The following is a 24940-nucleotide window of genomic DNA, read 5'->3' as shown; positions in this document are numbered from 1 at the left end:
GAAGCCCGCTGTCGGTTAAGCTATCCGAGCTGTTGCAAGGGGCTGTGGCGCAGTTGGTAGCGCGCCTCCATGGCATGGAGGAGGCCAGGGGTTCGAATCCCCTCAGCTCCACCAGATAGGAAGTTCAAACCCCTGGCGGGTTCGGCAACGCGATCGCGAAAGCGGTCGCGTTTTCGTTGTGTGCCACCGGTGCCCACTCGGGCATTGGAGCTGGTTGGGTGCACGCGGCTTGGGCGCCGTTCGTAGTCCATTTCGCCGGTCATGACTTCGGGGTTCCAGGGCATCCGGCGCTCTCTTGGGCAGAGGATGCGATACGTCAAATATTCGCGAAAAACTTAACACATTCGGCGGACGTGTCAGGTAACCGAACATGTCACCTCGCCGGCCCGGCAGGGATGGAATAGTGATGTTCAAGAACGACGAACGTCATGACCGGTGCTATCCCGTGGTTGGCGATATGGACGCTGGGATCCGCAGCGGCGGCCGCGTAGGAGGAACACGTTGATCTACTGGTTGGGCGCAATCGGCTCGACGCTCTTTGTTCTCGTGTTTCTGGCTGACGGATGGACGCGGCCCGGCTATTCACCTGTCCGGCATCCGGTGAGCGCATTGGCTTTGGGGCCCCGGGGATGGATTCAGACGTCGAACTTCCTGGTATGTGGCGCCGCGATCACGATCGGCGCTTTGGGGGTGACCTTTGCCGGACAGAGCTACCTCCTGGGGCCCATGCTGGCCGTCTTCGGCCTCGGCCTCGTGGCTTCCGGCGTCTTCCCGATGGACCCGATGCGTGGTTACCCTCCAGGCACTCCGGATGGCGATCCGGCAGCTCACACCAGCCGGCACAAACTGCACGACTACGCAGGCATGGTGGTATTCCTCGCGCTGCCCGCAGCGGCAGCTATCGGCGCGTTCGTCATGCCAGGTGTGACCTGGAAGAGCATCTCAGCCTTCATGGCCATCGGTCTGATGATCGGGTTCGGCACTTTCGGCACAGCCTGGGAGAACGACTCCCCGAAGGTGGGGCTCTTCCAGAGAGCGGTCATCATCCCGGGATGGTTCTGGGTGACGGCAGTTTTCCTGGATTTCGCCTATCGCTGATCGTGCCCCGTGGCCCGCAGGGATAGAGCGTTCTCACGGTGGCTGGGGAAGCGGAGCTTGTCCGTCGTCTCGGCTCGGCCGCCCTCCTGCGAGATCTGTACGCTTGCGCCCGTGAGCACTCGTCTCGTCTCCGTCGTCGTCGACGCGCAAGACCCCGATTCCCTGGCCGCGTTCTGGGCTGCGGCGCTGCAGTGGCCGGTCACGTACTCCGATCCGGACGAGGTCGTGGTCGAGATCGAGGATCAGGCTGGGCACTGGGGTGACGCGGGGACGGTGCCACTGGTGTTCGTTCCGGTTCACGAGCCCAAGGCCGTCAAGAACCGGGTGCACCTCGACCTGGTGTCGTCGTCGGCGGAGGAGCAGGCGACGACGGTGGAGCGGTTGCTCGATCTCGGCGCCCGCCACATAGACATCGGTCAGGGAGACGTGCCGTGGACGGTGCTGGCCGACCCGGAGGGTAATGAACTGTGTGTGCTCGAGCCGCGTGTGGACTACGCCGGGGCGGAGCGGATCGCCGCCGTGGTCCTGGACAGCACCGACCCCGTTGCCGACGCATCGTTCTGGCAGGCCGCGAGTGGATGGCGGATCGACCATCGCGGCGCGGGCTACGCGCGGCTTCGGCATCCCGATCGCGCGGCGACCGTCTTGGAACTGGTCAGTGCGCCGGGAGGCAAGCAGGCCAAGGACAGGATTCACGTCGATCTAGCGCCGTATCCGGGTGACGATCTCGACAGCGAGGTGGCCCGCCTCAGCGGTTTGGGTGCCCAGCGCACCGACATCGGCCAGGGGGACACGTCATGGGAGGTCCTGAGCGATCCCGGGGGCCACGAGTTCTGTGTCCTCACCCCGCGGTGACGTGGAACACCGCCGCGCCCGGAACGGGCGGGGTTCGGCGGATGACTCTCCGGAAGAGGGACAGGGCGCGTGGTGGAGCCCAGGTCAGTCCCGTTCGGCCAGCGCGGCCAGCCGGTCCACTGACTCCTGAAGCATTTCCGGAGTGGTGGCCCGGGCGCGAGCGAACCGCCCCTCGTCGGTCAATCCGCTCCAGTCGTAGGTGTGGGTCACGCGTGTTCGCGACGAGTCGATAGGCTCCAGCTCCCACCTCCAGAGGTGCCCTGGCTGCGGCTGGCCGAGCTCGGATGGTTTCCACGCGATGACGCGGCCCTCCTTGAACTCCACCACGTGATTCTCCCGCACGCTGCCGCTCGTGAGGGTCATGGTGAACACATCACCGACGGCACGAACCCGCTGTCCGCCAGGTGCGTCGGCCAGGTTGTCGTTGCCGTCCCATCGGGGCTGCTGTGCAGGATCCGCGATGAGGTCGAAGATGCGTGCTCCGCCAGCCGCGATGTCACGGCTGGCGGAGACGACATACTGAAGAGCTTCGTGGCTGGTCATGTCTCTATCGAAACATGGCTTGCAGGCTCGAGCCAGATGTGTCCTGTCGGGTCGCTGGTGAGGACGTGGTGGGGGCCTCGTGGGGGTACGCCGGTCAGTCGGGCAAGCGGTCGCCGGCCAGGGCAAGGTTCTGGATGGCGGCCAGACCGTAGAGTGCAGTGGTGTTCGTGGACACCCACGGTGCCGAGTCGGTGGGATTGAGCGTGGTTTCGTCGCGCTCGGCAGACCAGTCGCGGTCGTGCTGATATTCCCAGTTGGTGCGCGGTTGGAGAAAGTAGTCCCACGCCCGCTCGGCGTACTTGGTGTCGCCTAGCCGGTGGTAGGCGTAAGCGTCCAGGCGGCTGTGGCCTTGCCGGAGGTTGGTGCCGCCGAAGCGCTGGCCGAATTCGGCTTCCTGTTCTTCGCGGCTGGCGTTGTAGAACCGGCAGTACGGGAGCCAGGCACCCTCGAACTCGGGCATGTCGATGGCGTCGATGAGCTCTGCGCACATCTCTACCAGGCCGAACATGGCCCCCAGGGAGCTCACGCTGACGCCTGCTTCGGCCGGCAAGAACTCGCCGGTGTCCATGTTGTAGCGGGCGCCACCGTTGACGAGTCCATTCGGCATCGCTGCAATGCTGCGCATCGTACCGAGAAGCTTGCGTTCGGCCTCGTCGGCGCGCGGCCCACGTCGTTCCCACTCGGTGAACCAGTTGGCCGCCAGGGCCGACCAGTCGGTTCCCAGGCCGATAGCGAGCGCATTCGGGTCGGGCTCGTACTCTTCCTCACGGATCTTGCGGATCGGGTCGAGAGCGAGGAACGTCTCTTCGGCGTCGACCAATTCGTGCATCAGGTCGCCGGTGCGCTCGTCGGCGGTGAGGTAGTAGAAGATCCGCCGGTAGACAGCTGTGCTGATCCGCAGCTGCTTGGCGCTGTCGCCCCAGTGCTGCACGTTGTGCCGGGTGCCCAGCCTGGCCCACTCGCCGAGGTGGTAGACGTCGACCTCGCCGGTATGCCTGGTCATCGCCTCGGCGAACCGGAAGATATCGGCACGCCCGGAGCGCAGATATGAGTACCACAGCCAGAGATCGGGTGACAGCTCCGAGTTGTCCCACGCGTACCCGCCGACGTCGTACCGCCATACTCCGCGGTCGCCGTCGAAGCTGTGCATGATGTCGCCGTAGTTCCAGAAGCCGTACCAGTGGCGCTGCTCTCGCTGGGTGACGTAGAAGTCGAACAGAAAGTCGAGGCTGTCCTCGATCGTGGCCTTCGTCGGGGTGGATCGGTCCACCGGCGTGAACAGCCCACCGAACACCTTCGCGTCGATCAGTTGCTGGACCTCGTTGACGATCTGCGGCGGGGTGCGAACGACGTCGGCCATCGCGCCCAGACGCTCGGCCTCCGGAGTGGCATCCAACGCCCAGAGCATCAGCTCGCTGGTCCGTGCGATCCCGTAGGGCGTGCCGAAACCCGGTTCGTAGTCCTCGTAGGTGATCTCCAGGGCGTCGAGTTGTTGCTCATAGGTTTCCTGGCCGAGGCCGTCGTGGTAGAAGCGGGTGTCCATCGGCGGGGCGTCGGGCGACCACATCCACACCGTGACCTCGGCAGTATCGGTCTGCGCGTCGCGCACGTCCAACTGGGTGGGGTGGCGCTGCCAGAAGTCCCGCAGCCCGAATCCCACGCCACCGCTGACACCGCCGACGTAGCCGAGACCCGACGCGCGGCGGCCCTGGTCGACGTCGACCCAGCCGTGCCCACCCTCCGTGCGTTTCGCCACCGTGAATCCTTCTGATGACAGCTGGCTCAGCCGGTAGTCGCCCCAGGCCGGAATCCAGTGCAGCCGCGAGGTGACCCGCTGGTCCCAAGTGGCCGGATCGGGTAAGCGCTTGCCGGCAACCTGTGCGGCGCGGACTTCCTCTCCCGGGTCGCGCCGCAGCCCGGTGATGCCCTGCACCGCCTCGGTGAGCATGCCGTGGCCTTCGCCGACGAACCGGACGTGCCGGTTGTACAACTCGTCCGTCATCGGCACCTTGAACCGCACCCCGAGACCGGCGATGAACTCGTCGTTGCCGTCGCTGTCGAAGACGAACGTGTGCATCATCCGCACGTGCTCGGCACCGGCGTAGAAGTACAGCCGGAACGTGAACGGCAGCCAGTTACGTCCCTGGCCGGCGTGAACGCCCTCGACGCGGACCACCGCTCGCACCGGACCGGACTGCTCGACGGTGACGTCGTTCACCCTGCTGACGAGTTTGCGCCGCTGGGTCTTGGCCTCGTCGCCGTCGTCGATCTTCTGCTGGCGCAGGTTGACCAACTCGACGTGCCGGGCGATCTCCTGATCCCCCCGACTGATCGAGTGGATCACGAAGGAACCGCTCTTGTTGATCCTGCAGCTGATCACGCCGGTGTCCACGACGACCCGGCCACGGTTCTCTTGTACCGTGACCGCGCTTTCCGGTTCGGCCGGCTCACCCACACTCAGCACGTATCCGTCCGAGGTGGGGGCGTCGGCTGCAAGTGCGTGAGCCGTCCACTTCACCGACCCGTCCGGCCAATACGCCAGCGGCCAGGACTGGGCCGGTACCGCGTCGCCGTCGGAGGACCGCAGCGCGAACTGCTTGTCCGCGTCCATGGCGCCCTTCGGCCACGGCACGCCCCAGGTGCTGCCGGTGCCGACCGAAGGTGGCCCCTCCTCGAGCCACCGCAACCGGACCTCTGGGACTTCACCCTCTTGGGCCGACGACGGAACAGCGAGTCCCGGGGCGGTAGGGCCAGCGGTGCCGACGACGCCTGCGCCAACCATGCCCTGAACGAAAGTACGACGAGATAGATCTGCCATTGATCTCACTCCTGTCGTTGCGGGTGTGCGAACGGGGTTGCGAGTCGAAATGGTCAATAGCTCGAAGTGCGGTGGAAATTGCCGGCAATCGTCGCAAGTCCGCGGGGGCCAGTCGGATATTCAGACAAAAACGTTCACGTTCGTGCCGGCGACGCAGCCGGGGCGGGACCTCGCGCCCGCCGCATCATCCCAGTTGTTCTTCGAGGCCGTCCAGGATGAGCGTGAGCCCGAATTCGAACTCGTCGGCGTAGGAGTATTCGCGGCCCAGCACGTGGTCGGTCATGAGTTCGGTCAGATGCGGGTACGCCCCCGCCGGAATCGACCCGTGGATTTCACCGACCAGCTCATCGAGCCCGTCAGTCCCCTCGAACGGCAGATTCACCTCGGTCAGCACGAATCCGTACACGTAGGCGTCGATGGCAGAAAAGGCATGGGCGGCCAGCCGCAAGGAAAAGCCGTTGTGCCGCAGGCAGCCGAGCACGGTGTCGTGGTGCCTGAGCAACGCCGGTCCAGGCGAGCGACGCGACTCGATCAGACCCAGCGCCCAAGAATGCTTGGACAATGCGCTTCGGGCGGAGGCTGCTCGCGCGCTCATGGCTGAGCGCCATGGGTGGGTGGGATCGGGCAACTCGATCTGAGTGAATATCCAGTCCGCCAAGCCGTCGAGGAGGTCATCTTTCCCGGCGAGGTGGTGGTAGAGCGACATCGCCTCGACACCGAGTTCCTTGCCGACGTTGCGCATGCTGACCTGAGCCATTCCGCCGCGGTCGGCAACGCGGACCGCCGCTTCGACGATCAGCTCTCGGGACAGCGACGGGCGCTCTGTCATGGCGATCCTTACGGGCGCTTGCATCCTTACGGCAGTAAGGCTATCGTACCGGCAAGACTTACGAGTGTAAGGAGGCGTCGTGAAGGTCGCCGTGATCGACAGGTACGGCCCGCCGGACGTCCTCCGTATCGTCGATGCCCCACTGCCGAAGCCGGGCGCCGGTCAGGTGCTGGTGCGGGTGTGTGCGGTCGCGGCCACGTCGGCTGACGCGCGCATCCGCGGTGCTCGGTTTCCCCGTGGCTTCGCGCCGTTCGCACGGCTGATGTTCGGCGTCTTCCGGCCGCGAAGGCGCGTCCTCGGCAGCTCTTTCTCGGGTGTGGTGCAGGCGGTCGGTCCGGGTGTCACTGGCTTCCAGCCCGGCGATGCCGTATGCGGCATGACCGGGCTCAAGATGGGCGCTTACGCCGAACACGTGGCGATTCCGGCCAAGAAGCTGGTGCGGAAGCCGGACGAGGTGAGCCACGAGGAAGCCGCCGGCCTGCTGTTCGGTGGAACCACCGCACTCTTCTTCCTCCGGGACAAGCTGAAAGTGGCATCCGGCAGCGCCGTTCTCATCAACGGGGCCTCCGGCGCCATCGGCACCAATGCCGTGCAACTGGCGAGGCACCTCGGCGCGGTTGTCACTGGCGTCACGAGCGGGCCCAACACCGAACTGGTGGCGGAGCTGGGGGTGGCCAGGGTCATCGACTACGAGACGGAAGACCTGGCGCAATGCAACGACCGGTTCGATGCCGTCCTCGACACCGTCGGGAACCTGTCGATCCGATCAGGACGGCGGCTGCTCAGCGAGTCCGGCCTGCTGGCGCTGGTCGTGGCCGACCTGCCGGAGATGGTCCGAGCCCGCGGCAACGTTGTCGCCGGAACCGCCACAGAACGGGTGGAAGACATCGAGTTTCTCCTGAGCCTCGCCGCCGCCGGAGAACTGAAGGTGGTCATCGACCACGCCTACGACCTCTCCGAGGTTGCCGAGGCGCACGCGCGGATCGACTCCGGTCGCAAGGTCGGCAACGTCGTCATGCGCCTCTAGGCGCGGCGCTTGTAGGCGATCAGGGACAGCGGGGTGAAGATCACGACGAAGGCGGCCATCCAGATCACGGTGTACATCACCGGCTGGGCCACTGGTCCGCCCATCATGAGGCCTCGGACGGCGTCGACGAGATGGCCGACGGGGTTCCAGGTCGCGATGGTCTGCATCCAGTCGGGCATGGTCTCGGGCTGAACGAAGATGTTGCTGGCGAAGGCCAGGGGAAGGATGATGATCGCTCCGAGCCCCTGAACTGCTTGGGTGTCTTTGACGGCGAGTGCGAGCAGGACCCATACCCAGGACAAGGCGAGGGCGAAAGCCAGCGCGAGAGCGCAGCCGGCGAGGACTGACCAGATGCTGGCGTTGAACCGGACTCCGAGGAGGAGGCCGAAGCCCACGAGCGCGGTGAGTGAGATGATCTGGCGGACGATGTCGCTGCCGATCGCTCCGATCAGGGGTGCGATGCGGACGATGGGCAGGCTGCGGAAACGGTCGAAGATGCCTGTCGACAGGTCGCTGCTCAGCGCGACACCGACGCCCATGGTGGCGAACAGGGTCATCATCCCGAGGATGCCGGGGAAGACGTACTGGAGGTAACCGTCGGTGTCCCCGGCGATCGCGCCGCCGAAGACGTAGCCGAACAGGACGAGAAAGATGGCCGGCCCGATGATCACGTCGGCCAGACCCATCGGATGACGGGGGATCTTGACGATTCCTCGCCACGACAGCGTTGTGCACTGGGTCAGCGCCTGTGACGGGGTGGCGTGCTTCTGTGGTGTCGCGCCTGGGTGGGTGGGCATGAGTGTGCTGCTGGTCATGATGCGTCTCCTTGGCTCACGCCCACGGTCGGGGTCGCGTCGTCGGTGGTGGCGCGGTGGCCGGTCAGGGTCAGGAAGACGTCGTCCAGGCTGGGCAGGCGCAGTGCCAGTTCGCTGATCTCGATGCCTGCCTCGTCGAGGCTCCGCACGATCGCGGGCATCGCGGGGCTGTCAGTGACGGCAGCGCTGAGGTGACTGGTCTGGACGTCGACGATCGGATCGGCTCGGACGATCTGTGCGATGCGGGTGGCCGCTTCGTCGAGCTGGACAGGGTCGGAGACGCGTACGTCGAGTGTTTGGCGGCCAAGGCGTCGTTTGAGCGTGTCGGGGGTGCCCCGTGCGGCGACCTTCCCGGAGTCGAGGACCACGATCTCGTCGGCGAGATGGTCCGCTTCTTCCAGATACTGCGTGGTGAGTAGAACGGTTGAGCCGTGGGTGGCCAGCTCACGCACCATGTCCCAGGTGTCGCCTCGTCTGGCGGGGTCGAGTCCGGTGGTCGGCTCGTCGAGGAAGACGACAGCGGGCCGGTTGACCAGGCTGGCGGCGAGGTCGAGTCGGCGGCGCATGCCACCGGAATAGGTCTTCGCGGGCTTTGCGGCGGCCTCATCCAGGCCCGCGTTCTCGATCAACTCAGCCGCTCGGCTCTTCGCCTGTGCCCTCGACAGCCCGAGGAGCCGGCCGACCATGGTGAGGTTCTGAAAGCCCGTCAGCCCTTCGTCGATCGATGCGTACTGACCTGTCACCCCGATCAGCTGCCGGACGCGGTGGGCGTCGCGCGCAACGTCGTACCCGCAGACACGGGCCACGCCGGCATCGTGGCGCAACAGGGTGGCGAGGACTCTCACCACTGTGGTCTTGCCCGCGCCGTTGGGGCCGAGCAGCCCCAGGACAGCGCCGCGGGCGACGCCCAGATCGATGCCGTCGACGGCCGTTGTCTCGCCGAATCGCTTGACCAGATCGGTGACCTCGATGGCCGGTGCTGCTTGCTCCTGAGTCATGTGATGCCCTTTCTCTTTACATTGCAGTTGCAATGTATTCGGCGCGCGAGGCGTTGTCAATGCAGTCGCAATGTGAAAGCATGGAGACGTGCCGAAAAAGGTTGATCATCAGGAGCGGCGCGAGCGGATCGCTGCGGCGCTGATGAGGGTGGCGGCGGACCAAGGCTTGGAAGCGGTGAGCCTGCGGCACGTCGCGGCCGAAGCCGGCGTGACGTCGGGGATGGTTCAGCACTACTTCCCGACGAAGGAAGCGATGATGGACTTCGCGATGAAGTCAGCCAGCGCGCGGTTCGAGGAGCGGATGACCGAAGCGGTCAGGAAGCTCGGCGACGACCCGTCCGCCCGTGAGTTGGTCGGAGCCGTGTTGACAACCCTGTTGCCTGTCGACGAGGCCGGGCGAGCCGATGGGCGCGTGGCCCTGGCCTTCACGTCCTACGCCGCGACCAAGCGCACTGCCGCAGAAGTCCTCGGCGAGAACAACGCCGATGTACGCGAGTTCATCACCGAGCAGATTCGCTCGGCCCAGTCCGCTGGTTCGGCAGCGCCCGGCATCGACCCGGAGCACACCGCCACCGCGTTGTTCGCCATGGCCGAGGGGCTGGCGGTCCACCTGCTGAGCACTGGCCTGCCGGCCGAAGCGGCGGTCAGAGCGCTCAACGCTCAACTCGATACGACGTTCGGTCCTCGGCGGGCTTGATCTGATCCGCCGAGCGGGCGGGAAGATGTGGTTGCACGTGGTTGTCCGGATTCGCGCTCCCCGTTCGTCACCTTGGTGACATCACAACACGATGCCGCCACACTGGTGGCATCACCAGGCAGGGGAGCGCGAGAGATGAAGTACATGATGTTCGTGTGCACGGATACCGAGCCGGACACCGACAAGACCAATCCGCCGGACATCGAGGCGTGGGTCGCGGACAACGATGCGCGAGGGCGGCGACTGGACGGCGATGCGCTGGCGCCGACGTCGGCGGCCACGACAGTCCGCGTGCGAAACGGGGAGCTGCTGGTCTCCGACGGGCCGTTCACGGAGACCAAAGAGGTGATCGTCGGCTACGACGTTCTCGAGTGTGCTGACCTGGATGAGGCGATCGAGATCGCTCGCGCGCACCCGATGGCGCGGGAGGGGCGGCTGGAATTGCGCCCGTTCGGCGATCTGGACGGTTGATCGAGTGTCCGATTCGCACCCGGCCGCGACGGCTGCGGCTGTCGCGGCCGCGTGCACGGATTACTACCCAAGGATCGTCGCCGCGCTGATTCGTGTCACCGGCGACTGGACGCTGGCCGAAGACTGCGCCCAGGATGCACTTACCGTCGCCCTCGAGAAATGGCCGGCGGACGGTGTCCCGGGTAACCCCGGTGGCTGGTTGATGACGGTGGCCCGTAACCGCGCCGTCGACGTGCTGCGGCGCGCGTCCGTGGAACGTCGCAAGCTGGAGGAGCTGGCCGCGGTCACCTTTGTGGCTTCGAGTCCCGATCCAGGCAGGGGAGAGGTCGTGGACGACCGCCTGAGGCTCATCTTCACCTGCTGCCACCCCGCGCTCACGCTCGAAGCGCGGGTGGCGCTGACGCTGCGCACGATCTGTGGTGTGGCGACCGCTGACATCGCGCACGCGCTGCTGGTCACTGAGTCGACCATGACTCGCCGCCTGACCAGGGCAAAGGCGAAGATCGCACAGGCAGGGATCCCGTATCGGGTCCCCCAGGGCACAGAGCTCGACGAGCGCCTGCCCGGCGTGCTGGCCGTGCTGTACCTGCTGTTCACTCGTGGCTACGACGCCGACGGCGAGCCCGCGTTCGCCGACGAGGCAATCCGCCTGGCCAGGTTGCTCGAGCGGCTGATGCCGGGTCAATCCGAGGTCTCCGGATTACTGGCCCTGTTTCTCTTCCAGCACTCACGGCGCGACGCCCGGCGCGACCCCGGCGGCAATCTGACGACGCTCGACAAGCAGGACCGCAGCCGCTGGGACCACGATGCCATCGCCGAAGGCCTCAACATCCTCGCCGGGATACAGCGGGAGGGCGGTCCGTACACGCTGCAGGCCCGGATCGCTGCCTGCCATGCCGTGGCGCCGTCGTCCGATACCACCGATTGGGCGACGATCGCCCGATCGTACGACGACCTCGCCCGGATCCAGCCGTCACCGGTGATCGAGCTGAACCGTGCAGTCGCGCATGGTTACGCGCACGGTCCTGCGGCCGGGCTGGCGCTCCTGCAAGCCGCCCGCGCCGGGGGCGCGCTGGACGAGCACCCGCTCGCGGTGGCCGCGGAGGCCGATCTCACCGCCCATGCCGGCGAATCCGGCCGGGCAGCCACCTTGTTCAGGCAGGCCGCCGCGCTTGCCCACTCCGAGCCCGAACGCCGCGCGCTGCTCGACCGCGCTGACGAGCTGGACATCTAGGGCGCTCCCACTGGCGGCCTCAACGAGTTCCTAGGACCCGGGCAACGAAGGATGTGATGCTCTCGGCGACATCGGCGGGCTTCTCGGACAGCATGGCGTGGCTCGCGTCCATCTCGTGGATCGAGATGGACGGGTTCGCCGCAATCAGGACATCGACGTCGCGGCGCAAGCCCGCGCGGAAGGCGGTCATCAGCGGTTCCAGCTCGGCTGGTACCTGCGGCACGCTGTTGGTGGCGAGCACCAGCAAGACCGGCATCGTGAGCTCCGCGAACACCGGCAGGCTGTCGGTCTGGACACTGTCGCGTAGCGCGTTGGCCGTCTCGGGACCCGGCCGGACGAAGGTCGCGCCGTCGCGGAGGACCAGCCCCCGGCGGGCGGCGGCGGCCGCGAGTTCCGGATCTGCCCCATGCTGCACGGCGATCGAGCGTTGCGCGGTGAGCATGGCTTCGACGTGGTCGTCGCTCAGCGGTGCCGAGGCCGCCGCGGCTTGGCCGTCGAACATGGCAGACAGCTGCGCGACCTGGCGGCTGAGCTCGCCGGGGGTGAGTCCGGCCGCGTCGGCGTCGTAATTCTGCGGGGCCGGGACCGGCGACCGGTGACCATCGAGACTGACGACAGCAGGACAGTCCGGGTTCCGGCGCGCCCAGCGCGCTCCCAGCACACCCCCGAGCGAATGGCCGACGACGACGGCGCGACGAAGGTCTAGTTCGTTGCTGACGGCTTCCAGGTCCGAGAGGACTGTCTCCCAGTTCCACGGCCCGTCGCCTGACTGGCCGTGGCCGCGCAGATCTACCGCCACCGCCCGATGCCGAGCGCTGAGCATAGGGCCGACGACGTCCCACGCGGCCAGGTTGCCGCCCGCGCCATGCAGCAACAGCACTGGGTGACCGCTGCCGCCGTACTCCCGTGCGGCGATGCCGATCTTCCCGGTCTGGACGATCCGGTCGGTCATGGACTCGGGCATGTGCTGCTCCTCGATGCGGGGGCGGGTTTCGCGTGTGGCGGGTTCCGTTGGATCGAGCGGGCGCGAATCGACGCTGTGGTGACCCCCCCATCCGGGTGACGCTGGAGTTTGTCGCGAGTGAGCAGGTCATGGACTCCTTGCCGGCTGATGCCGAGCATCGCGCCAGCGGCCGCGAACGTCACATGCTCGCGAGCCGGGTGGCCGATGCTGTGCAGGACGGCGCGGCCGAACGGCGTTGCCCACCAGCGCGGCTGTGGGTCGAAGACCTGGTCGTCCGCGAACAGGGCAGCGATCAGGCGAGTTGCAGTCTCGGTGGCGCGGTGCTCGTCGCCGCCGAGGAGCTGAGCGGCCCACACCTCGGCATCGATGCGCGTGCGCTCACAGATGCCGGTGATGGCGTCGTCGTCGAGCAGGATCGCCAGCGGATCGAGCAGCCGGGTGGTCACCTGCTGGATTAGATCTTCCACGAGCTCGACGTGCGCGCCAGTGGCGTCACGCGGCCGTGGCGGGATTTCGGTCGGCACGAGCAGTGACTCTAGCAACTACTTGACAGTAATTGTCAAGTAGTGGTCCGGGTTAGACCCAGCCGCGGCGCACCGCCTGGGCGCCGGGTCGGAGGCGCCGACGGAGCTTGAGGTCGAGGGCTGCCGGCGCGACCTGGCAGGGAGCCCAGACGATGCGCCGGCCCAGGGGTGACGGGTTCCGGGTACGTGCCGCGCATACCGAACTGGCCGAGACCGACGGGTTCGTCATCCTGAGGGTTGTCGTCTTCTGCGAGTCGCTGTTTGCGCCTCGGCCTGCTTGCGCCGGCCGTACGGGGTCAGCCCGCGCGGCTTGTAGACCGAGAGTGCCACGGCGGTGAGCAGTATCAGTAGGGCGAGGACGGCATGTAGGAACGGTGAGGTGTTGCGAACCACACCAAGCTCGGCCTCCGGGTTCGCGGCGAGGCCGGCCATAGCGCCGAACGTCTGGGTGTACATCAACAGGTATGAGGTCGCTACGACCACGATCAGGAGCTTGAACAACACCCAATAGTGCCGGAAGAGTCCCCACCTGGTGCCGAGCGACTGGACGAGTCCGCTCAACAGCGCGGCGAAGGCGAGCGGAACCAGGACGTACCAGGCGGCCGGTTCCATCACAAGATAGACCGCGCGCACCGTTTGGGTGTCCTGGCTGGTGAGGCCGATGACGCTGAGGGCGATGAAGGCGGCCACCGCACCGAGCCAGCCCACGGTGGTCGTGATGTGCGCGGCGAGCACGAACCTGCGCACGCGCGGTGGCATGAGCATCAGTGGTCCATCTGATCGTGATCGCCGTCGTGTTCGGGATCCACGTCCTGCTCCTGGTTCTCCTCCGGCGTGTGTTGCTGGGGTCCGTGTTCTTCGCCGCCGAACACCATGACGGCAGCTACCGCCAGCGCTGCGACGACGAAGACGATCCCGACGATCCATGCCCAGCGTGGCGTGCCCGCCTGTGGGGCGAGGCGCACGCCGGGTTCGTCTTCGTGGTCAGGACGCGGTGGAAGGTCGCTCATCTGCGCTCCTCGGTCTGAGTCGGTTCTCGGCCATCTGTTTATCGAGACACAATGTCTCTGTAGATACATAATGTATCGGTCACGTCGCGATGTATGCTAGTGCGGTGCCAAAGCTGTGGACGGAGACCATCGAGGCGCACCGCCGCGAGGTCCGGGACGCCGTCTTGGACACCACTGCCGCATTAGTGGCCGAACAAGGCCTGCTGTCGGTGACGATGTCGCAGATCGCCGAGGGGGCTGGCATCGGACGCGCCACGCTGTACAAGTACTTCCCAGATGTCGAAACGATCGTGCTCGCCTGGCACGAGCGGCAGATCACCAACCACCTCGAACATCTCGCCGCTGTCAGAGACGGGGTGAACGACGCCGGTCAGCGGGTGAGAGCTGTGCTCGAGGCTTACGCGCACATCTCGCGCGGAATCGCCGAACACGGCATCCGGCACCACAATCCGGAGTTGGCGGCGTTCCTGCATCGAGACGAGCACGGCCAGGTCACCGGAGCGCGTCGAGAGCTGAGCGGCATGATCCGGGATCTGCTGGCCGAGGCCGCGGCAACCGGGGACGTCCGCGACGACATCGGGGCGGACGAGCTCGCGAATTATTGTCTGCATGCTCTTTCCGCTGCCGGTGCTCTGCCGTCCGCGGCGGCGGTCAGCCGGCTCGTCGACGTGACGCTCGCTGGGCTGCGCTCTTCCGGCGGTCTCCGGTAGCTGATCGGAGCAGGGATCTCCGGTGGACACTGGACTGCCTTCTATTCAGCATCGAGACGCGTGCTCGCCGCGGGTACTCACCGTCCCGCCTGGCAGCGAAGCTGGAGAGGGATGCACGCTTGGCCGATATCGGCTGCGGGCACGGCGCGCCCCTGATCCTGCTGGCGCGGGCTTATCCCGCCTCGACGTTCGTCGGCGTCGACCATCACGTGCCCTCGGATGAGGCGGCGCGTGGGGCGGCGGCCCAGGCAGGCGTGAGCGACCGGCTGACGTTCGAAGTCGCAGACGCCGACGCAGGGAAGCGATGACGTACTCGGCCACCCAGGCCGGTGACGGCATTGCGGCAGGTGGTTGAGGGCGCCGGCTTCACCACCTTCCGCCGGGCGGCCGAGACGGCGTCGTTCGTGGTTCTCGAAGCGCGGCTGTGACAAGCTCAACCCGCCGAGTCCAGCTCGCCGTGGTGCGCGAGGAGCCGTTGCCCGCCGAGCCGCGCGCCGAGCAACTGCTGGTGACGCCGGCTCCGGTTCGCTCTCACGATGAGTGCCGCCGCCAGCGAGCTGAAAACGATTCCGGCGCACAGAAGCGCGAGGCCGACCGCGAACGGCCAGTCGGGTTCGGTGGACCACACCACGGGGCCGGCGATGAGGCACCCCGTGCCGAGGACAGCACAGACGGCGACGGCAAATGACACGGTCCGCTCGCCTGGCGGTGTGCCGGTGAAGGCGGCCAGCAGGCGGGGCGGCAGGCCGCGGGTGCGTTGGAACGAGTCGCGCGTCTCCAGCCAGCTGAGCGCCTCCTGCTGGCGGCGGCGCCCCGCGGCGTCGGCGGCGATGCAGTATACGAGTCCGGATGCCAGGCCGAGTGCGAAGGCGGCACCGACACCGATTCCGGCCGCCCGGTTCACGTTGTCTGGCAGGTCTCCGCCGGCGACCTGTTCACCCACCGCGGCCACCGCGATCACGAGAGCTGCCAGGGACACCGCTGCGGCCGCAAGCCGACCGGCTATCCGCCGGGTACCGCGTGGTGATGCCGGGCGACTGGCGAAGAATTGCTCGGCGGCGGCGTCGTCGTGATCCCATTGCCGTTCAAGACGTCTGAGCTGTGAAACGGACAACCTGGCAGCAGTCGGAGCCGATGGCGGCGAACCGCGGAGTTCGGCGAGCATCGCGGCCCGGCCGACAGGTGTCTTCGAGCCGTACTGGGCGGCTGAGTCGGCGATCTGCCGCTGTGCGGGGCTGAGACCGTCGTCGTGAGGTTCTTCGAGCGGGATCGCGTCGATGAACCGTTCGAGGCGGGCGAGGCCTTCGGCGTCGAGACCCCGCAGCGGGCTTCCTGCGATGAGGACGCGCCCCCACGCGCCGTCGGTCGACTCGAAGCGGTAGCTGACGTAGGAGGTGTTGTGCCCGGCGTTGCTGATCTGACGCCACGCCTTGGTGACGGTAGCTAGCGGCACGGTCTTGCGGCCCAGCCGGGCGGTTCCGGTCCGCGGGTCGAACGCGACGGGCCGGTAGGTGAGCGTGAGGAAAAGGAAGATGCCACCCGGCACGACGGCGAGCAAACACCCGAGCGCGAACAGATACGGCGCTGGGCTGCCGTCGAAGAGGTTGGATGCGGGGAACGCGAGAAGCAGCGATGTGAGCCCGCCGGTGGTGAGCGTGAGCGGCAGTGCGCCGACGGCGGTGGAATGTCCGATCCGGAGCATCTCGCTCATCGCGGCCGGCAGTTGATCGGTAGACGGGCGACTGTCAGCCGTCGCCGGTATCGCGTCATCTGTAGCATCCTAAGTCGTTGGACGCGAGTTAGACATCGTTGGTCAAGCACGGGTGTTGATCAAGTACGGAATATGGGTGCTATAACGCCCACAATCCGTACTTGATCAACGCGCCGGTGGTGTGATCACTCGACAGTGAACGTGGTGCTGGTCTTGGTTTGGCCGTTCACCAGAACCTCCACGCTGTGCTCGCCGGGATGGTGCGTCCTGGTGCTCTGCTGGGCCAGCGATATGCGTTTGGATACCGAGCCGGTTTCGCCGGGCGCGAGGTGGAACGTCGCGCCTTTGAACACCTTGGGACTAGTGGACCCGTTGGCTTTGACGAAATGGACGCGCAGGTCCACGAGCACCGCGAGAGTCTGGTCGGTGCCGTTGTGGATGGTGCCCTCGATGATGAGTGTGTCACCGATCCGGGCCCGCGCAGGTGTGATCGCTAGCTCTTTGATGGTGGCTGGAGAGCCCGGCTCGAAACCGAGAAGCGCCAGCGCACCCGGGTGACCCTTCTTGATCAGCGTGCGTAGCGCATGTCGGATCAGCCGCTGACGTTGTTCGGATGCGCCTGGCAGCCAGGACCGGCAGACCTCGACGACGACGTCGGGGTGGTCCTTGGCGATGTCGTTGAGGTTGTTGGCCACCGAGCGCCGCACGTACTCCTCGGGGTCGTCCTTCAGCATCTCGAGCAGCTCGATAACCGGCGACGGGTCCACCTGGAACCGGCGCAGCCGCGCAGCCCAGGGCAGCCGCGGGCGGGTTCCTTCGGACACCAGGCGTCGAACGTGCATGCTGGGATCCGTGGCCCATTGCTTGAGCTGGGTCAGCGTCTGTTCCGGATGGCGTTCGATGAAGGCGCGAATGCTGAACTCGGCGGTGAACCGCTGAGTGAGTTCGTACTGGGCCCGGAACGACTCCTCGAGACAATCGAGGCCGTGCTCGGCGACGAACAGCACGTGCGGCAGGTAGACGAACGGCTCCATTCCTCGCAGCTGCTCGCTGGGGGAACCCAGCGAGGCGACCAGGATGCCGATCGCCTCGCGCGGATCCGGCGGCAGGTGCCGGGCCAGGCCGTCGGCGATCCGGCGGGCCCGTGGGGTCAGCTCGAGCTCGTCATAACCATCCAAGGTGAAGGCCAGGAACTCGGCGGTAGGAAAGTCCGGATGGACAGCCTCGATCATCTTGGCGATCCGCTCGGGGATCTCGGGGCCATAGCTGTTCTTCAGTGGTTCCGCCATGGCCTACCCCTGGAGCCCTACGCGCCGGCTCGGTGGGTGGGCGGCCGTTTCTCGGTGCCGACAGCGCCTCATTCGAGCATCCTAGGGGGTGTCGGCCGAGTCATGGCACGCTGAGTACACGTGCACCGGTGCCAGATACCGGTTCCTCAACGTGTACTCAGCGTGCCATGCCCGCAACTATGTCGATGAAGCTGGTCAGGCGGGTGGTTCGAAGCGGCCGTCGACGGCTGTCCACCCGCCGTCGACGGCGATCACGCTGCCGGTGACGAAACTGGACGCGTCTGACGCGAGGTAGACAACGGCCCCGGCCAGCTCGTGCGGCGCCGCCCAGCGACCCAGCGCACTCTTGGCCGAGTACGCGTCGTACCACTCGGGCTGGGCCTTGATAGGCGCGGTCAGCGGAGTGTCGACCACGCCGGGGGAGATCGTGTTCGCCCGCACGCCGGAGGCGCCGAGCTCGGCGGCGGCCGTGCGCATCAACTGCACCAGCCCGGCCTTCGTGGCCGCGTAGACGCCCTGCCCGGGCTCGACACTCACGGCCCGGATGGAGGAGAAGCCGATGATCGAGCCGGTGCCGCGCTGCGCCATCGGAGCGCCAAAGGCACGGATCAGATCGAACGACGCCCGCAGATTCAGCCCCACCACCCGATCGAAGTCTTCGTGGGTGTAATCGAGCAGCCGCTTGCGCACGTTCATCGCCGGGGTGAAGACAAGTACGTCGACGGGCCCGAGGGAGCCGGCGGTGGCGTCGATCGCGTCCGGGTCGAGAACGTCGAGCTCGTGCGCCGAACCGGCCGCGCCGAGAGCCGACGCCGTGTCTTTCGCGGCTGGTAGATCCCGGTCGACGGCGGTGACCGCGGCGCCGTGAGCCGCGAGAGCGAGCGCCGCTTCGCGGCCGATGCCGCTGCCCGCGCCGATGACGACCGCGCGGCGGCCGTCGAGCCGGAACAGATCGGAATAGTCCATGGTGAATCCCTCTACATCGGTCGGATGACGGCCATGCGGGTGACGGTCAGCTCTTCAGCGGCGAAGCGCGGGCCTTCCCGGCCGATTCCCGAGTCTTTGACGCCGCCGTATGGCATGGTGTCCGAGCGGAACCCCGGAACGTCGTTGACGACGACGCCGCCCACCTCGAGCCGCCGCAGCGCGGCCATCGTCGTGGCGAGCGAGCGGGTGAACACGCCGGCGTGCAGGCCGTAGCGGGAGGCGTTGACGAGATCGAACGCCTCGTCCATCGAATCGACGGTGCGCACGCACACCACGGGCCCGAAGACCTCCTCGCGCCACACGTCCGCTGTGTCCGGCACGTTCACGAGGACGGTGGGAGCTGGCTCGATCGGGCTGGGCGCGGTCGCGAGTCGCCGGGCTCCCGCCGTCTCCGCCGCCTCGACCCATTCGGCGACGCGCTTGGCGGAGTGTTCGTCGATCAGAGCCGAGACGTGTGTCGCCTCGTCGCGTGGATCGCCGACGACGACGCCGGCCAGGCCTGTCCTCAGCCGTTCCAGAAACTCGTCGGCCACGGGGCGTTCCACGAGCACCCGCTGCACCGAGATACACGCTTGGCCCGAGGCGTAGAACCCGCCCCGGAGTACGGCCGAGGCGGCCGCGTCGAGATCGGCGTCGGCGGCGACGCACAGCGCGGCATTGGAACCGAGCTCCAACAGCACCTTGCGCGGCGCGGCGTCGCGGGCGATCCGGTGCCCGACGGCGGCCGAGCCGGTGAACGATACCGCCGCCACCCGTGGGTCGGTGACCAGGGCGGAGCCCACGGGCACATCACCGGTGACCAGCTGCACCATGCCGGGTGGGGCGCCCGAGGCGGCCGCGGCGTTCCGGATCAGGTGTACGAGCCAGAGGGTGGCCAGCGGTGTCTGCGGAGCGGGTTTGCAGATAACGGGGCAACCGGCGGCGATCGCCGGTCCGATCTTGTGGGTGGCCAGCAGGAGGGGGTAGTTGAACCCCGCGATGCCGACGACGACGCCGATCGGGCGGCGAACCCAGAATCCCAGCATCCCGTCGCCGGACGGCAACAGGTCCAGCGGGACCGTCTCACCGTGCAGCCGGGAAACCTCCTCGGCCGACGCGGCCAGCGTCACCAAGGTGCGCTCGACCTCGACCCGGCAGTCCCGCAGCGGTTTCCCGGTCTCGAGGACGAGTAGCTGCTCCATGTCGTCCCGGCGATCAGCCAGGGCGTCCCGGGCGGCGAGCAGTGTGTCGCGCCGGACTCTCGACGGCAGCTCGGCGACCACCGGTGCAAGTTCCGAGGCGTGATCGATCGCGGCGCGGGCGTGCTCGGCCGAGCCGACGGGTGCGTCGTCGACCCACGAGCCGTCGTACGGGAACCTGACCTGGCTGGTCTCGCCGGTGTCGACCCACGAATCGCCGATCGGGAGCCCGGCCGGGTACGACGCGGTCACTGGGCCGCTCCGTGCTGGAAACGATGTGCGGCCTCGGCGTAGACGTGGGCGCACCGGATGATGTCGTCCACCTCCACGAACTCGTCGGCCTGGTGCGCGATCCACTTCCCGCCCGGCCCGTACACGACGGTGGGGATGCCGGCGTCGCGGGTGAGGATCGTGCCGTCGGTGGCGCCGGGGACACCGCCGTAGCGCGCGGGTTCACCGGTCACCGCCTCGTGCGCCTGGGCGAGTGCGGTGACAACGGGATCGGCGGCATCGATCTCCACCGCCGGACGGTCGTCGACGACGCTCACCTCCGCTGTGACGCCATACGGCGCGCCCGCGGCTTCGGCCAGTTTGGCTACCTCTGTGATCACCTGGGCATGATCGAGGGCGGGGACGGTGCGGATGTCGACGCAGACACTGGCCCGGGCGGGGATGACGTTGATCTGGTCGGGTGAGCCCGCCTCCAGGACGGTGGGTGTGACGTAGGGCAGCCCGAGATGTTCGTGGGCGCCGAGTTCGGACTGCCATTGATGTTCCCGTTCGGCCAGCGCCATGAGCAGCGAGCCGGCCGGCGCCACCGGGTTGCGGCCGTGCTGAGGCATCGCCCCGTGCGCCATCTTCCCGGCGAAGTCCACCCGCAGCCGGATCGCCCCCTTGGCGGCGACGCAGATCTCGCCCTCTTCGGGTTCGCAGATGATGGCGGCGTCGACGTCACGGGCGGCGGGGGAGGCGGCGAAGTGCTTGGCGCCGAGCATGAGCCCTTCCTCGTCGGCGAGGACGCAGAGTTTGATCCGGCCTGGGAACGGCCCGGCCTGCTGCAGTGCTCGCACGCCGTAGAGCATCGCGGCCACACCGGATTTCATGTCCGCCGAGCCACGGCCGTAGAGACGGCCGTCGCGGATCTGCGCGCCGTACGGGTCCACCGTCCAGGTGTCCAGGTCGCCTTCGGTGACGACGTCGGTGTGTCCTTCGAAGGCCAGCGTCGGCCCGTCGCCGCCACCACCCTCGACGACGGCGACCACATTGGGCCGCCCCGGGGCCACCTCCACGACCTCCGGCTCCCAGCCGAAATCGCGCATCCTGGCCGCGACGAGCGCAGCCACGGCTTCCTCGGCCCGCTCGTGCCCAGCCTCGTGGACGCTGCGGATCCGCACCAGGTCGCGGGTGAAGTCGACGACGCCCTGCTCGTCGACAGGGAAGCCTTGGCCCTGGACCACTGTTACTCGTCCTCCTTTGTGTCGGTGGCATCGGCGACGGCTCGGGCCAACTCGGCGGCGCTGACGCCCGCGAGGGCCCGGCGCAGCGTCGGCACGGCGGCGACCAGCCGTTTGGTGTACGGATGCTGGGGGTCGTTGTAGATCTGCTCCGTGGGACCGATCTCCACGAGCTCTCCCTTGTGCATCACGGCGATCGTGTCGCACACGTGCCGGACCACAGCCAGGTCGTGCGAGACGAACACGAGCGTGAGCGAGTACTCGTCGGCCAGGTCGGCGAGCAGGTTGAGGATCTGCGCGCGCACCGAGACGTCCAGGGCGCTCACCGCCTCGTCGGCGACGAGGACCGACGGGCGGGTGGACAACGCGCGGGCGATCGAGATCCGCTGACGTTGTCCGCCGGAGAACTGGTGCGGGTAGCGGTCTCCGGCGTCCTCGGGCAGTCCCACCGCGCTGAGCAACTCATGGATCCGCCCGGGCGGGCTGGGCTGGTCCATCGCCACCAGCGGCTCGGCGATGATGTCGCGCACTCGCATGCGGGGGTCGAGAGATCCCATCGGATCCTGGAAGACCACCTGCAGTCGCTCGCGCAGGAAACGGAGCCGGCGTTCCGGCTGACCGGTTATCTCCCGGCCGTCGAACTCGATGCTTCCCGACGTCGGATGGTCCAGCGCGGAAAGGAGCCGGATGAGCGTGGACTTGCCGGAGCCGGATTCTCCCACCAGCCCGAACCGCTGGCCTGGGAAGATGTCGAAGGACACATCGCGTACCGCCGGCACTTCGCTGGGTGGTTTGAACAGCGACGTGCGGGCCCGCCGGTACCGGCGATGGACGTCACGGACCCGGAGGACGGGGGTGCTCGGCTGGCTCATGCGGGATCCTCCACCGGGTGCCAGCAGGCGTGTGCCCGCGGCCCCTGGCTCTCCAGCGACGGCACGTGCACACACTGCTGGGTGGCGTGTGCGCATCGGTTGCGGAAGACACACCCGTCGGGGAACCGGCCGGCCGCCGGGACCGTGCCCGGGATGGTGTGCAGCCGACCCCGGGCGTCGACGGCCTCCATGTCCGAGGCGTCGAGCAGCCCGCGGGTGTACGGATGCCGCGGACGGGTGAACACCTCGTCGATCGGGCCGGACTCGACGATCCGGCCACCGTACATGACCATCACCCGCTGGCAGACCGTGGCCACGACCGCGAGGTCATGAGTGATGAAGAGCAGGGCGGCGTCCCGTTCGGTGACACCGGTCAGGATGAGATCCAGCATGTGTGCTTGCACGGTGACGTCGAGCGCCGTCGTCGGCTCGTCGCACAGGAGCACGGCGGGGTCGTTGGCCAGCGCGATGGCGAGGACCACTCGCTGGCGCTGGCCGCCGGAGAGCTGGTGGGGATACGCGCGGGCGGCTCGCTGCGGATCCGGCAGCCGCACTTTGGCCAGCATCTCGACGGCCGTCCGGCGGGCGGTGCGCCGGTCCGGTTGCCGGCCGTGCAGCAACATGACCTCCGCCACCTGGTCACCCACCTGCATGACCGGGTTCAACGCGGTCATCGGCTCCTGGAAGACCATCGCCATCCGGTTGCCCCGGACTTTGGACATCTGCCGCTCGCTTGCCCCGACCAGGTCGAAGCCGGCTCCGGCCAGCCGGACCGAGCCGCCGGCTCGCACCCCTTCCGGCAGGAGGCCCAGCAGAGCCAGCGCGGTGAGCGACTTACCCGATCCGGATTCGCCGATCAGGCCGACGCGTTCCCCGGCGGCGACCGAGAACGAGACGTCGCGGATCAGGTCAAGGTTGTCGGTGCCGACGTCGAGGCCACGCACGCTCAGGGCGTGGCCGTTGTCGTCGGCGGACGTGGCTCCGGCCGGTCGCGCGAGTGGTATCTGAGTCACCTGCGGACCTCCAGACGGGGGTCGAGACGGTCCCGGAGTCCGTCACCGAGCAGGTTGAAACCGAGCACCGCGAGGGCGATGGCCAGGCCTGGCCACAGCGCCAGCAGCGGAGCGGAGTGCAGCATCTCCTGTGACTCCTGGAGCATGCGCCCCCACGACGGGGTGGGTGGGCGGGTGCCGAACCCGAGGAAGGAGAGGGCCGCCTCGGCCAGGATGGCGATGGCGAAGGCCACTGAACTTTGCACGATGACCAGCCCGGAGATGTTGGGCAGCACGTGCCGCACGGCGATCGCCCGGCGTGATCGCCCGGCTGCCCGGGCGGCCAGGACGTATTCGGTGCGCATCACGTTCAGCGTTCCGCTGCGGGCCAGCCGGGCGAACGACGGGATGGTCGCGATGCCGATGGCGGCCATCGCGGTCAGGGTGCTGGGCCCGTAGACGGCGGCGAACATGATGGCCATCAGCAGCGCGGGGAACGCGAGCAGCAGGTCGTTGGCCCGCATGACGATCTCGCTGGCCCACCCTGACCCCATACCGGCGAAGATGCCGAGCGGCGTTCCGATCAGGGCGGCGATCCCGACGGCGACGATCCCCACGAAGAGAGTGGTGCGGGCCCCGACCAGCAGCTGGCTGAAGACGTCGCGGCCGAACTTGTCGGTGCCCAGCCAGTACTCGCCGGTCGAGCCGGACAGCCGGGCCGCGGCGTCGATACGGGTGGGGTCGTGCGGGGTCCAGATGAACGAGACGAGGGCCGCACCGATGATCAGCGCCACCACGGTGCCGCCGACGACGAGGCTGGGGTTGAGCCGGCCGGCCCTTCCCGAACGGCTAACCGCCTCCGGGGCCGTGTCCACGTGAGCGCTCATCCGGCCCTCCGCAGTCGGGGATCCAAGACCGCGTACAGCACGTCCACCAGGTAGTTGACGAGCAGCACCGCGATGACGAGCACCATCACCACGCTCTGCACCAGCAGCAGGTCCCGGTTGCCGACACCGTCCAGCAGCAGGCTGCCCAGCCCGGGGATCACGAAGACCCGCTCGACCACGACCGCGCCGATGAGTAGCGTCGCGAGCTGGAGCGCCAGCACTGTCACGACCGGGATCGCGGCGTTGCGCAGGCCGTGTTTGATCAGCGCGCGGTAGGGGCCCAGGCCTTTCGCCCGGGCCGTTCGCAGATAGTCCTCCCGCATGACGTCCAGGACGGCCGAGCGAACGTACCGGGTGACTACCGCCCCCTGCACGATCCCGAGCGCCAGCGCCGGCAGGATGAGCCGCCGCAGGAACTGCACCGGGTCTTCGGCCGGCACCACCCAGCCGCCCGACGGCAGCCATCCGAGCTGAACCGAGACCACGGACACGAGCAGGATTCCGGCAAGGAAGCTGGGTACGGCCATGCCGATCTGACTGGCGCCGGAGAGCATCATGCCGCTGACCCGGCGGTGCCGTACCGCCGCCAGGATGCCGACCGGCAGCGCGACGACCAGTGCCACCAGCATCCCGGCGAGCACGAGCCACGCTGTCACCTGTAGCCGGTCGAAGACCTGTGGTCCGATGTCGGCTCGGGTCACGTAAGACCGGCCCAGGTCGCCTCTGATGAGGCCGCCTATCCAGTCGAGGTACTGCGCCACGAGCGGCTGGTCGAGGCCGAACTCGGCGCGGGTGGCCGCAAGGGCCTCAGGCGTCGCCTGGACGCCCAAGGCCACCCGTGCCGGGTCACCCGGCAGCACGGCCATGAAGGCGAAGACCACGGCTGAGGCCAGCAGCAGGCTGAGTGCGAACACCAGCGTCCGCCTGGCGAGCTGTAACAGCACTGGTCCGTGGCCCCCTTTCCGTGCGGAGTCTGG

26 protein-coding genes and 1 tRNA gene are annotated in these 24940 nt (G+C 67.7%); 9 read left to right on the top strand and 18 right to left on the bottom strand.

Annotation, left to right across the window (positions count from 1 at the left end; all coding sequences use genetic code 11):
* Positions 1-38: 38 nt before the first annotated feature.
* The 3 genes from F7O44_RS21230 (at position 39) to F7O44_RS21220 (ending at position 1953) form a co-directional block, all read left to right on the top strand.
* Positions 39-114 (top strand) — tRNA-Ala (locus tag F7O44_RS21230).
* 387 nt (positions 115-501) lie between these two features.
* Entirely contained in the window at positions 502-1098 is a 597-nt protein-coding gene (locus tag F7O44_RS21225; RefSeq protein WP_162452301.1) for a DUF998 domain-containing protein, read from the top strand.
* 111 nt (positions 1099-1209) lie between these two features.
* Positions 1210-1953 carry a VOC family protein gene (locus tag F7O44_RS21220; protein ID WP_162452300.1) on the top strand — a complete coding sequence of 248 codons (744 nt, stop codon included), beginning with the start codon at positions 1210-1212 and terminating at the stop codon, positions 1951-1953.
* Positions 1954-2037: 84 nt separating this feature from the next.
* On the opposite strand, the gene F7O44_RS21215 is transcribed toward F7O44_RS21220, so the two are convergent.
* The 3 genes from F7O44_RS21215 to F7O44_RS21205 form a co-directional block, all read right to left on the bottom strand.
* Complete coding sequence (locus F7O44_RS21215; RefSeq protein WP_162452299.1) at positions 2038-2496, bottom strand: SRPBCC family protein; 459 nt, start codon at positions 2494-2496, stop codon at positions 2038-2040.
* Between the two features lie 94 nt (positions 2497-2590).
* Positions 2591-5314: an exo-rhamnogalacturonan lyase family protein gene (locus F7O44_RS21210; RefSeq protein WP_162452298.1), complete on the bottom strand. Its 2724-nt coding sequence runs from the start codon at positions 5312-5314 to the stop codon at positions 2591-2593.
* Between the two features lie 184 nt (positions 5315-5498).
* The gene (locus F7O44_RS21205; RefSeq protein WP_162452297.1) at positions 5499-6143 is read right to left on the bottom strand and encodes a TetR/AcrR family transcriptional regulator; all 645 of its coding nucleotides are present in this window, start codon (positions 6141-6143) and stop codon (positions 5499-5501) included.
* 79 nt (positions 6144-6222) lie between these two features.
* Between F7O44_RS21205 and F7O44_RS21200 the strand changes: the two genes are divergently transcribed.
* On the top strand, positions 6223-7170 hold the full coding sequence (locus tag F7O44_RS21200; RefSeq protein WP_162452296.1) for a zinc-binding dehydrogenase: 948 nt from the start codon (positions 6223-6225) through the stop codon (positions 7168-7170).
* Here F7O44_RS21200 and F7O44_RS21195 read toward each other — a convergent pair.
* Positions 7167-7985, bottom strand: a complete 819-nt coding sequence (locus tag F7O44_RS21195; RefSeq protein ID WP_222851571.1) for an ABC transporter permease — start codon at positions 7983-7985, stop codon at positions 7167-7169. The genes F7O44_RS21200 and F7O44_RS21195 overlap by 4 nt on opposite strands.
* Positions 7982-8983 (bottom strand): ATP-binding cassette domain-containing protein, encoded by a 1002-nt coding sequence (locus tag F7O44_RS21190; protein WP_162452295.1) that lies wholly within the window; start codon positions 8981-8983, stop codon positions 7982-7984. Before F7O44_RS21190 ends, F7O44_RS21195 begins: the two co-directional genes overlap by 4 nt.
* An 88-nt stretch (positions 8984-9071) precedes the next feature.
* Here F7O44_RS21190 and F7O44_RS21185 point away from each other — a divergent pair, with 88 nt between their 5' ends.
* The 3 genes from F7O44_RS21185 (at position 9072) to F7O44_RS21175 (ending at position 11385) form a co-directional block, all read left to right on the top strand.
* Positions 9072-9680 (top strand): TetR family transcriptional regulator C-terminal domain-containing protein, encoded by a 609-nt coding sequence (locus F7O44_RS21185; protein ID WP_162452294.1) that lies wholly within the window; start codon positions 9072-9074, stop codon positions 9678-9680.
* A gap of 135 nt (positions 9681-9815) precedes the next feature.
* Entirely contained in the window at positions 9816-10151 is a 336-nt protein-coding gene (locus F7O44_RS21180; RefSeq protein ID WP_162452293.1) for a YciI family protein, read from the top strand.
* 4 nt (positions 10152-10155) lie between these two features.
* A complete protein-coding gene (locus F7O44_RS21175) occupies positions 10156-11385 on the top strand; it encodes an RNA polymerase sigma factor (RefSeq protein WP_222851570.1) in 1230 nt (409 codons plus the stop codon).
* A gap of 19 nt (positions 11386-11404) precedes the next feature.
* Here the strand turns inward: F7O44_RS21175 and F7O44_RS21170 are convergent, their stop codons facing one another.
* The 4 genes from F7O44_RS21170 to F7O44_RS21155 form a co-directional block, all read right to left on the bottom strand.
* Positions 11405-12349 carry an alpha/beta fold hydrolase gene (locus F7O44_RS21170; RefSeq protein WP_162452291.1) on the bottom strand — a complete coding sequence of 315 codons (945 nt, stop codon included), beginning with the start codon at positions 12347-12349 and terminating at the stop codon, positions 11405-11407.
* The gene (locus tag F7O44_RS21165; protein ID WP_222851569.1) at positions 12334-12873 is read right to left on the bottom strand and encodes a hypothetical protein; all 540 of its coding nucleotides are present in this window, start codon (positions 12871-12873) and stop codon (positions 12334-12336) included. Before F7O44_RS21165 ends, F7O44_RS21170 begins: the two co-directional genes overlap by 16 nt.
* A 225-nt stretch (positions 12874-13098) precedes the next feature.
* Complete coding sequence (locus tag F7O44_RS21160; RefSeq protein ID WP_222851568.1) at positions 13099-13638, bottom strand: hypothetical protein; 540 nt, start codon at positions 13636-13638, stop codon at positions 13099-13101.
* Positions 13638-13883 (bottom strand): hypothetical protein, encoded by a 246-nt coding sequence (locus F7O44_RS21155; protein WP_162452290.1) that lies wholly within the window; start codon positions 13881-13883, stop codon positions 13638-13640. The genes F7O44_RS21160 and F7O44_RS21155 overlap by 1 nt, the downstream gene beginning before the upstream one ends.
* 104 nt (positions 13884-13987) lie before the next feature.
* Between F7O44_RS21155 and F7O44_RS21150 the strand changes: the two genes are divergently transcribed.
* Both F7O44_RS21150 and F7O44_RS29740 read left to right on the top strand, forming a co-directional pair.
* Positions 13988-14593: a TetR family transcriptional regulator gene (locus F7O44_RS21150; RefSeq protein ID WP_162452289.1), complete on the top strand. Its 606-nt coding sequence runs from the start codon at positions 13988-13990 to the stop codon at positions 14591-14593.
* Between the two features lie 119 nt (positions 14594-14712).
* Positions 14713-14901, top strand: a complete 189-nt coding sequence (locus F7O44_RS29740; protein ID WP_222851567.1) for a methyltransferase domain-containing protein — start codon at positions 14713-14715, stop codon at positions 14899-14901.
* 125 nt (positions 14902-15026) lie between these two features.
* Here the strand turns inward: F7O44_RS29740 and F7O44_RS21140 are convergent, their stop codons facing one another.
* The 9 genes from F7O44_RS21140 to F7O44_RS21100 all read right to left on the bottom strand — a co-directional run bounded on the left by F7O44_RS21140 (position 15027) and on the right by F7O44_RS21100 (position 24907).
* Positions 15027-16304 (bottom strand): hypothetical protein, encoded by a 1278-nt coding sequence (locus tag F7O44_RS21140; RefSeq protein ID WP_162452287.1) that lies wholly within the window; start codon positions 16302-16304, stop codon positions 15027-15029.
* 185 nt (positions 16305-16489) lie between these two features.
* On the bottom strand, positions 16490-17593 hold the full coding sequence (locus F7O44_RS21135) for a DNA alkylation repair protein (protein ID WP_162452286.1): 1104 nt from the start codon (positions 17591-17593) through the stop codon (positions 16490-16492).
* A 195-nt stretch (positions 17594-17788) separates the two neighbouring features.
* Positions 17789-18559: an SDR family NAD(P)-dependent oxidoreductase gene (locus F7O44_RS21130; protein WP_162452285.1), complete on the bottom strand. Its 771-nt coding sequence runs from the start codon at positions 18557-18559 to the stop codon at positions 17789-17791.
* Positions 18560-18570: 11 nt separating this feature from the next.
* Complete coding sequence (locus F7O44_RS21125; RefSeq protein ID WP_162452284.1) at positions 18571-20010, bottom strand: aldehyde dehydrogenase family protein; 1440 nt, start codon at positions 20008-20010, stop codon at positions 18571-18573.
* Entirely contained in the window at positions 20007-21215 is a 1209-nt protein-coding gene (locus F7O44_RS21120; RefSeq protein ID WP_162452283.1) for an ArgE/DapE family deacylase, read from the bottom strand. The genes F7O44_RS21125 and F7O44_RS21120 overlap by 4 nt, the downstream gene beginning before the upstream one ends.
* Before the next feature lie 2 nt (positions 21216-21217).
* Positions 21218-22084 carry an ABC transporter ATP-binding protein gene (locus F7O44_RS21115; RefSeq protein ID WP_162452282.1) on the bottom strand — a complete coding sequence of 289 codons (867 nt, stop codon included), beginning with the start codon at positions 22082-22084 and terminating at the stop codon, positions 21218-21220.
* Positions 22081-23088, bottom strand: a complete 1008-nt coding sequence (locus tag F7O44_RS21110; protein WP_174255971.1) for an ABC transporter ATP-binding protein — start codon at positions 23086-23088, stop codon at positions 22081-22083. Before F7O44_RS21110 ends, F7O44_RS21115 begins: the two co-directional genes overlap by 4 nt.
* Before the next feature lie 5 nt (positions 23089-23093).
* Positions 23094-23963: an ABC transporter permease gene (locus F7O44_RS21105; protein WP_162452281.1), complete on the bottom strand. Its 870-nt coding sequence runs from the start codon at positions 23961-23963 to the stop codon at positions 23094-23096.
* On the bottom strand, positions 23960-24907 hold the full coding sequence (locus tag F7O44_RS21100; RefSeq protein WP_162452280.1) for an ABC transporter permease subunit: 948 nt from the start codon (positions 24905-24907) through the stop codon (positions 23960-23962). The genes F7O44_RS21105 and F7O44_RS21100 overlap by 4 nt, the downstream gene beginning before the upstream one ends.
* Between the last annotated feature and the right edge of the window lie 33 nt (positions 24908-24940).

The organism is Phytoactinopolyspora mesophila (genome assembly GCF_010122465.1).
GTDB classification, from domain to species: domain Bacteria; phylum Actinomycetota; class Actinomycetes; order Jiangellales; family Jiangellaceae; genus Phytoactinopolyspora; species Phytoactinopolyspora mesophila.
This window is presented reverse-complemented; position numbering and strand designations above follow the sequence as displayed.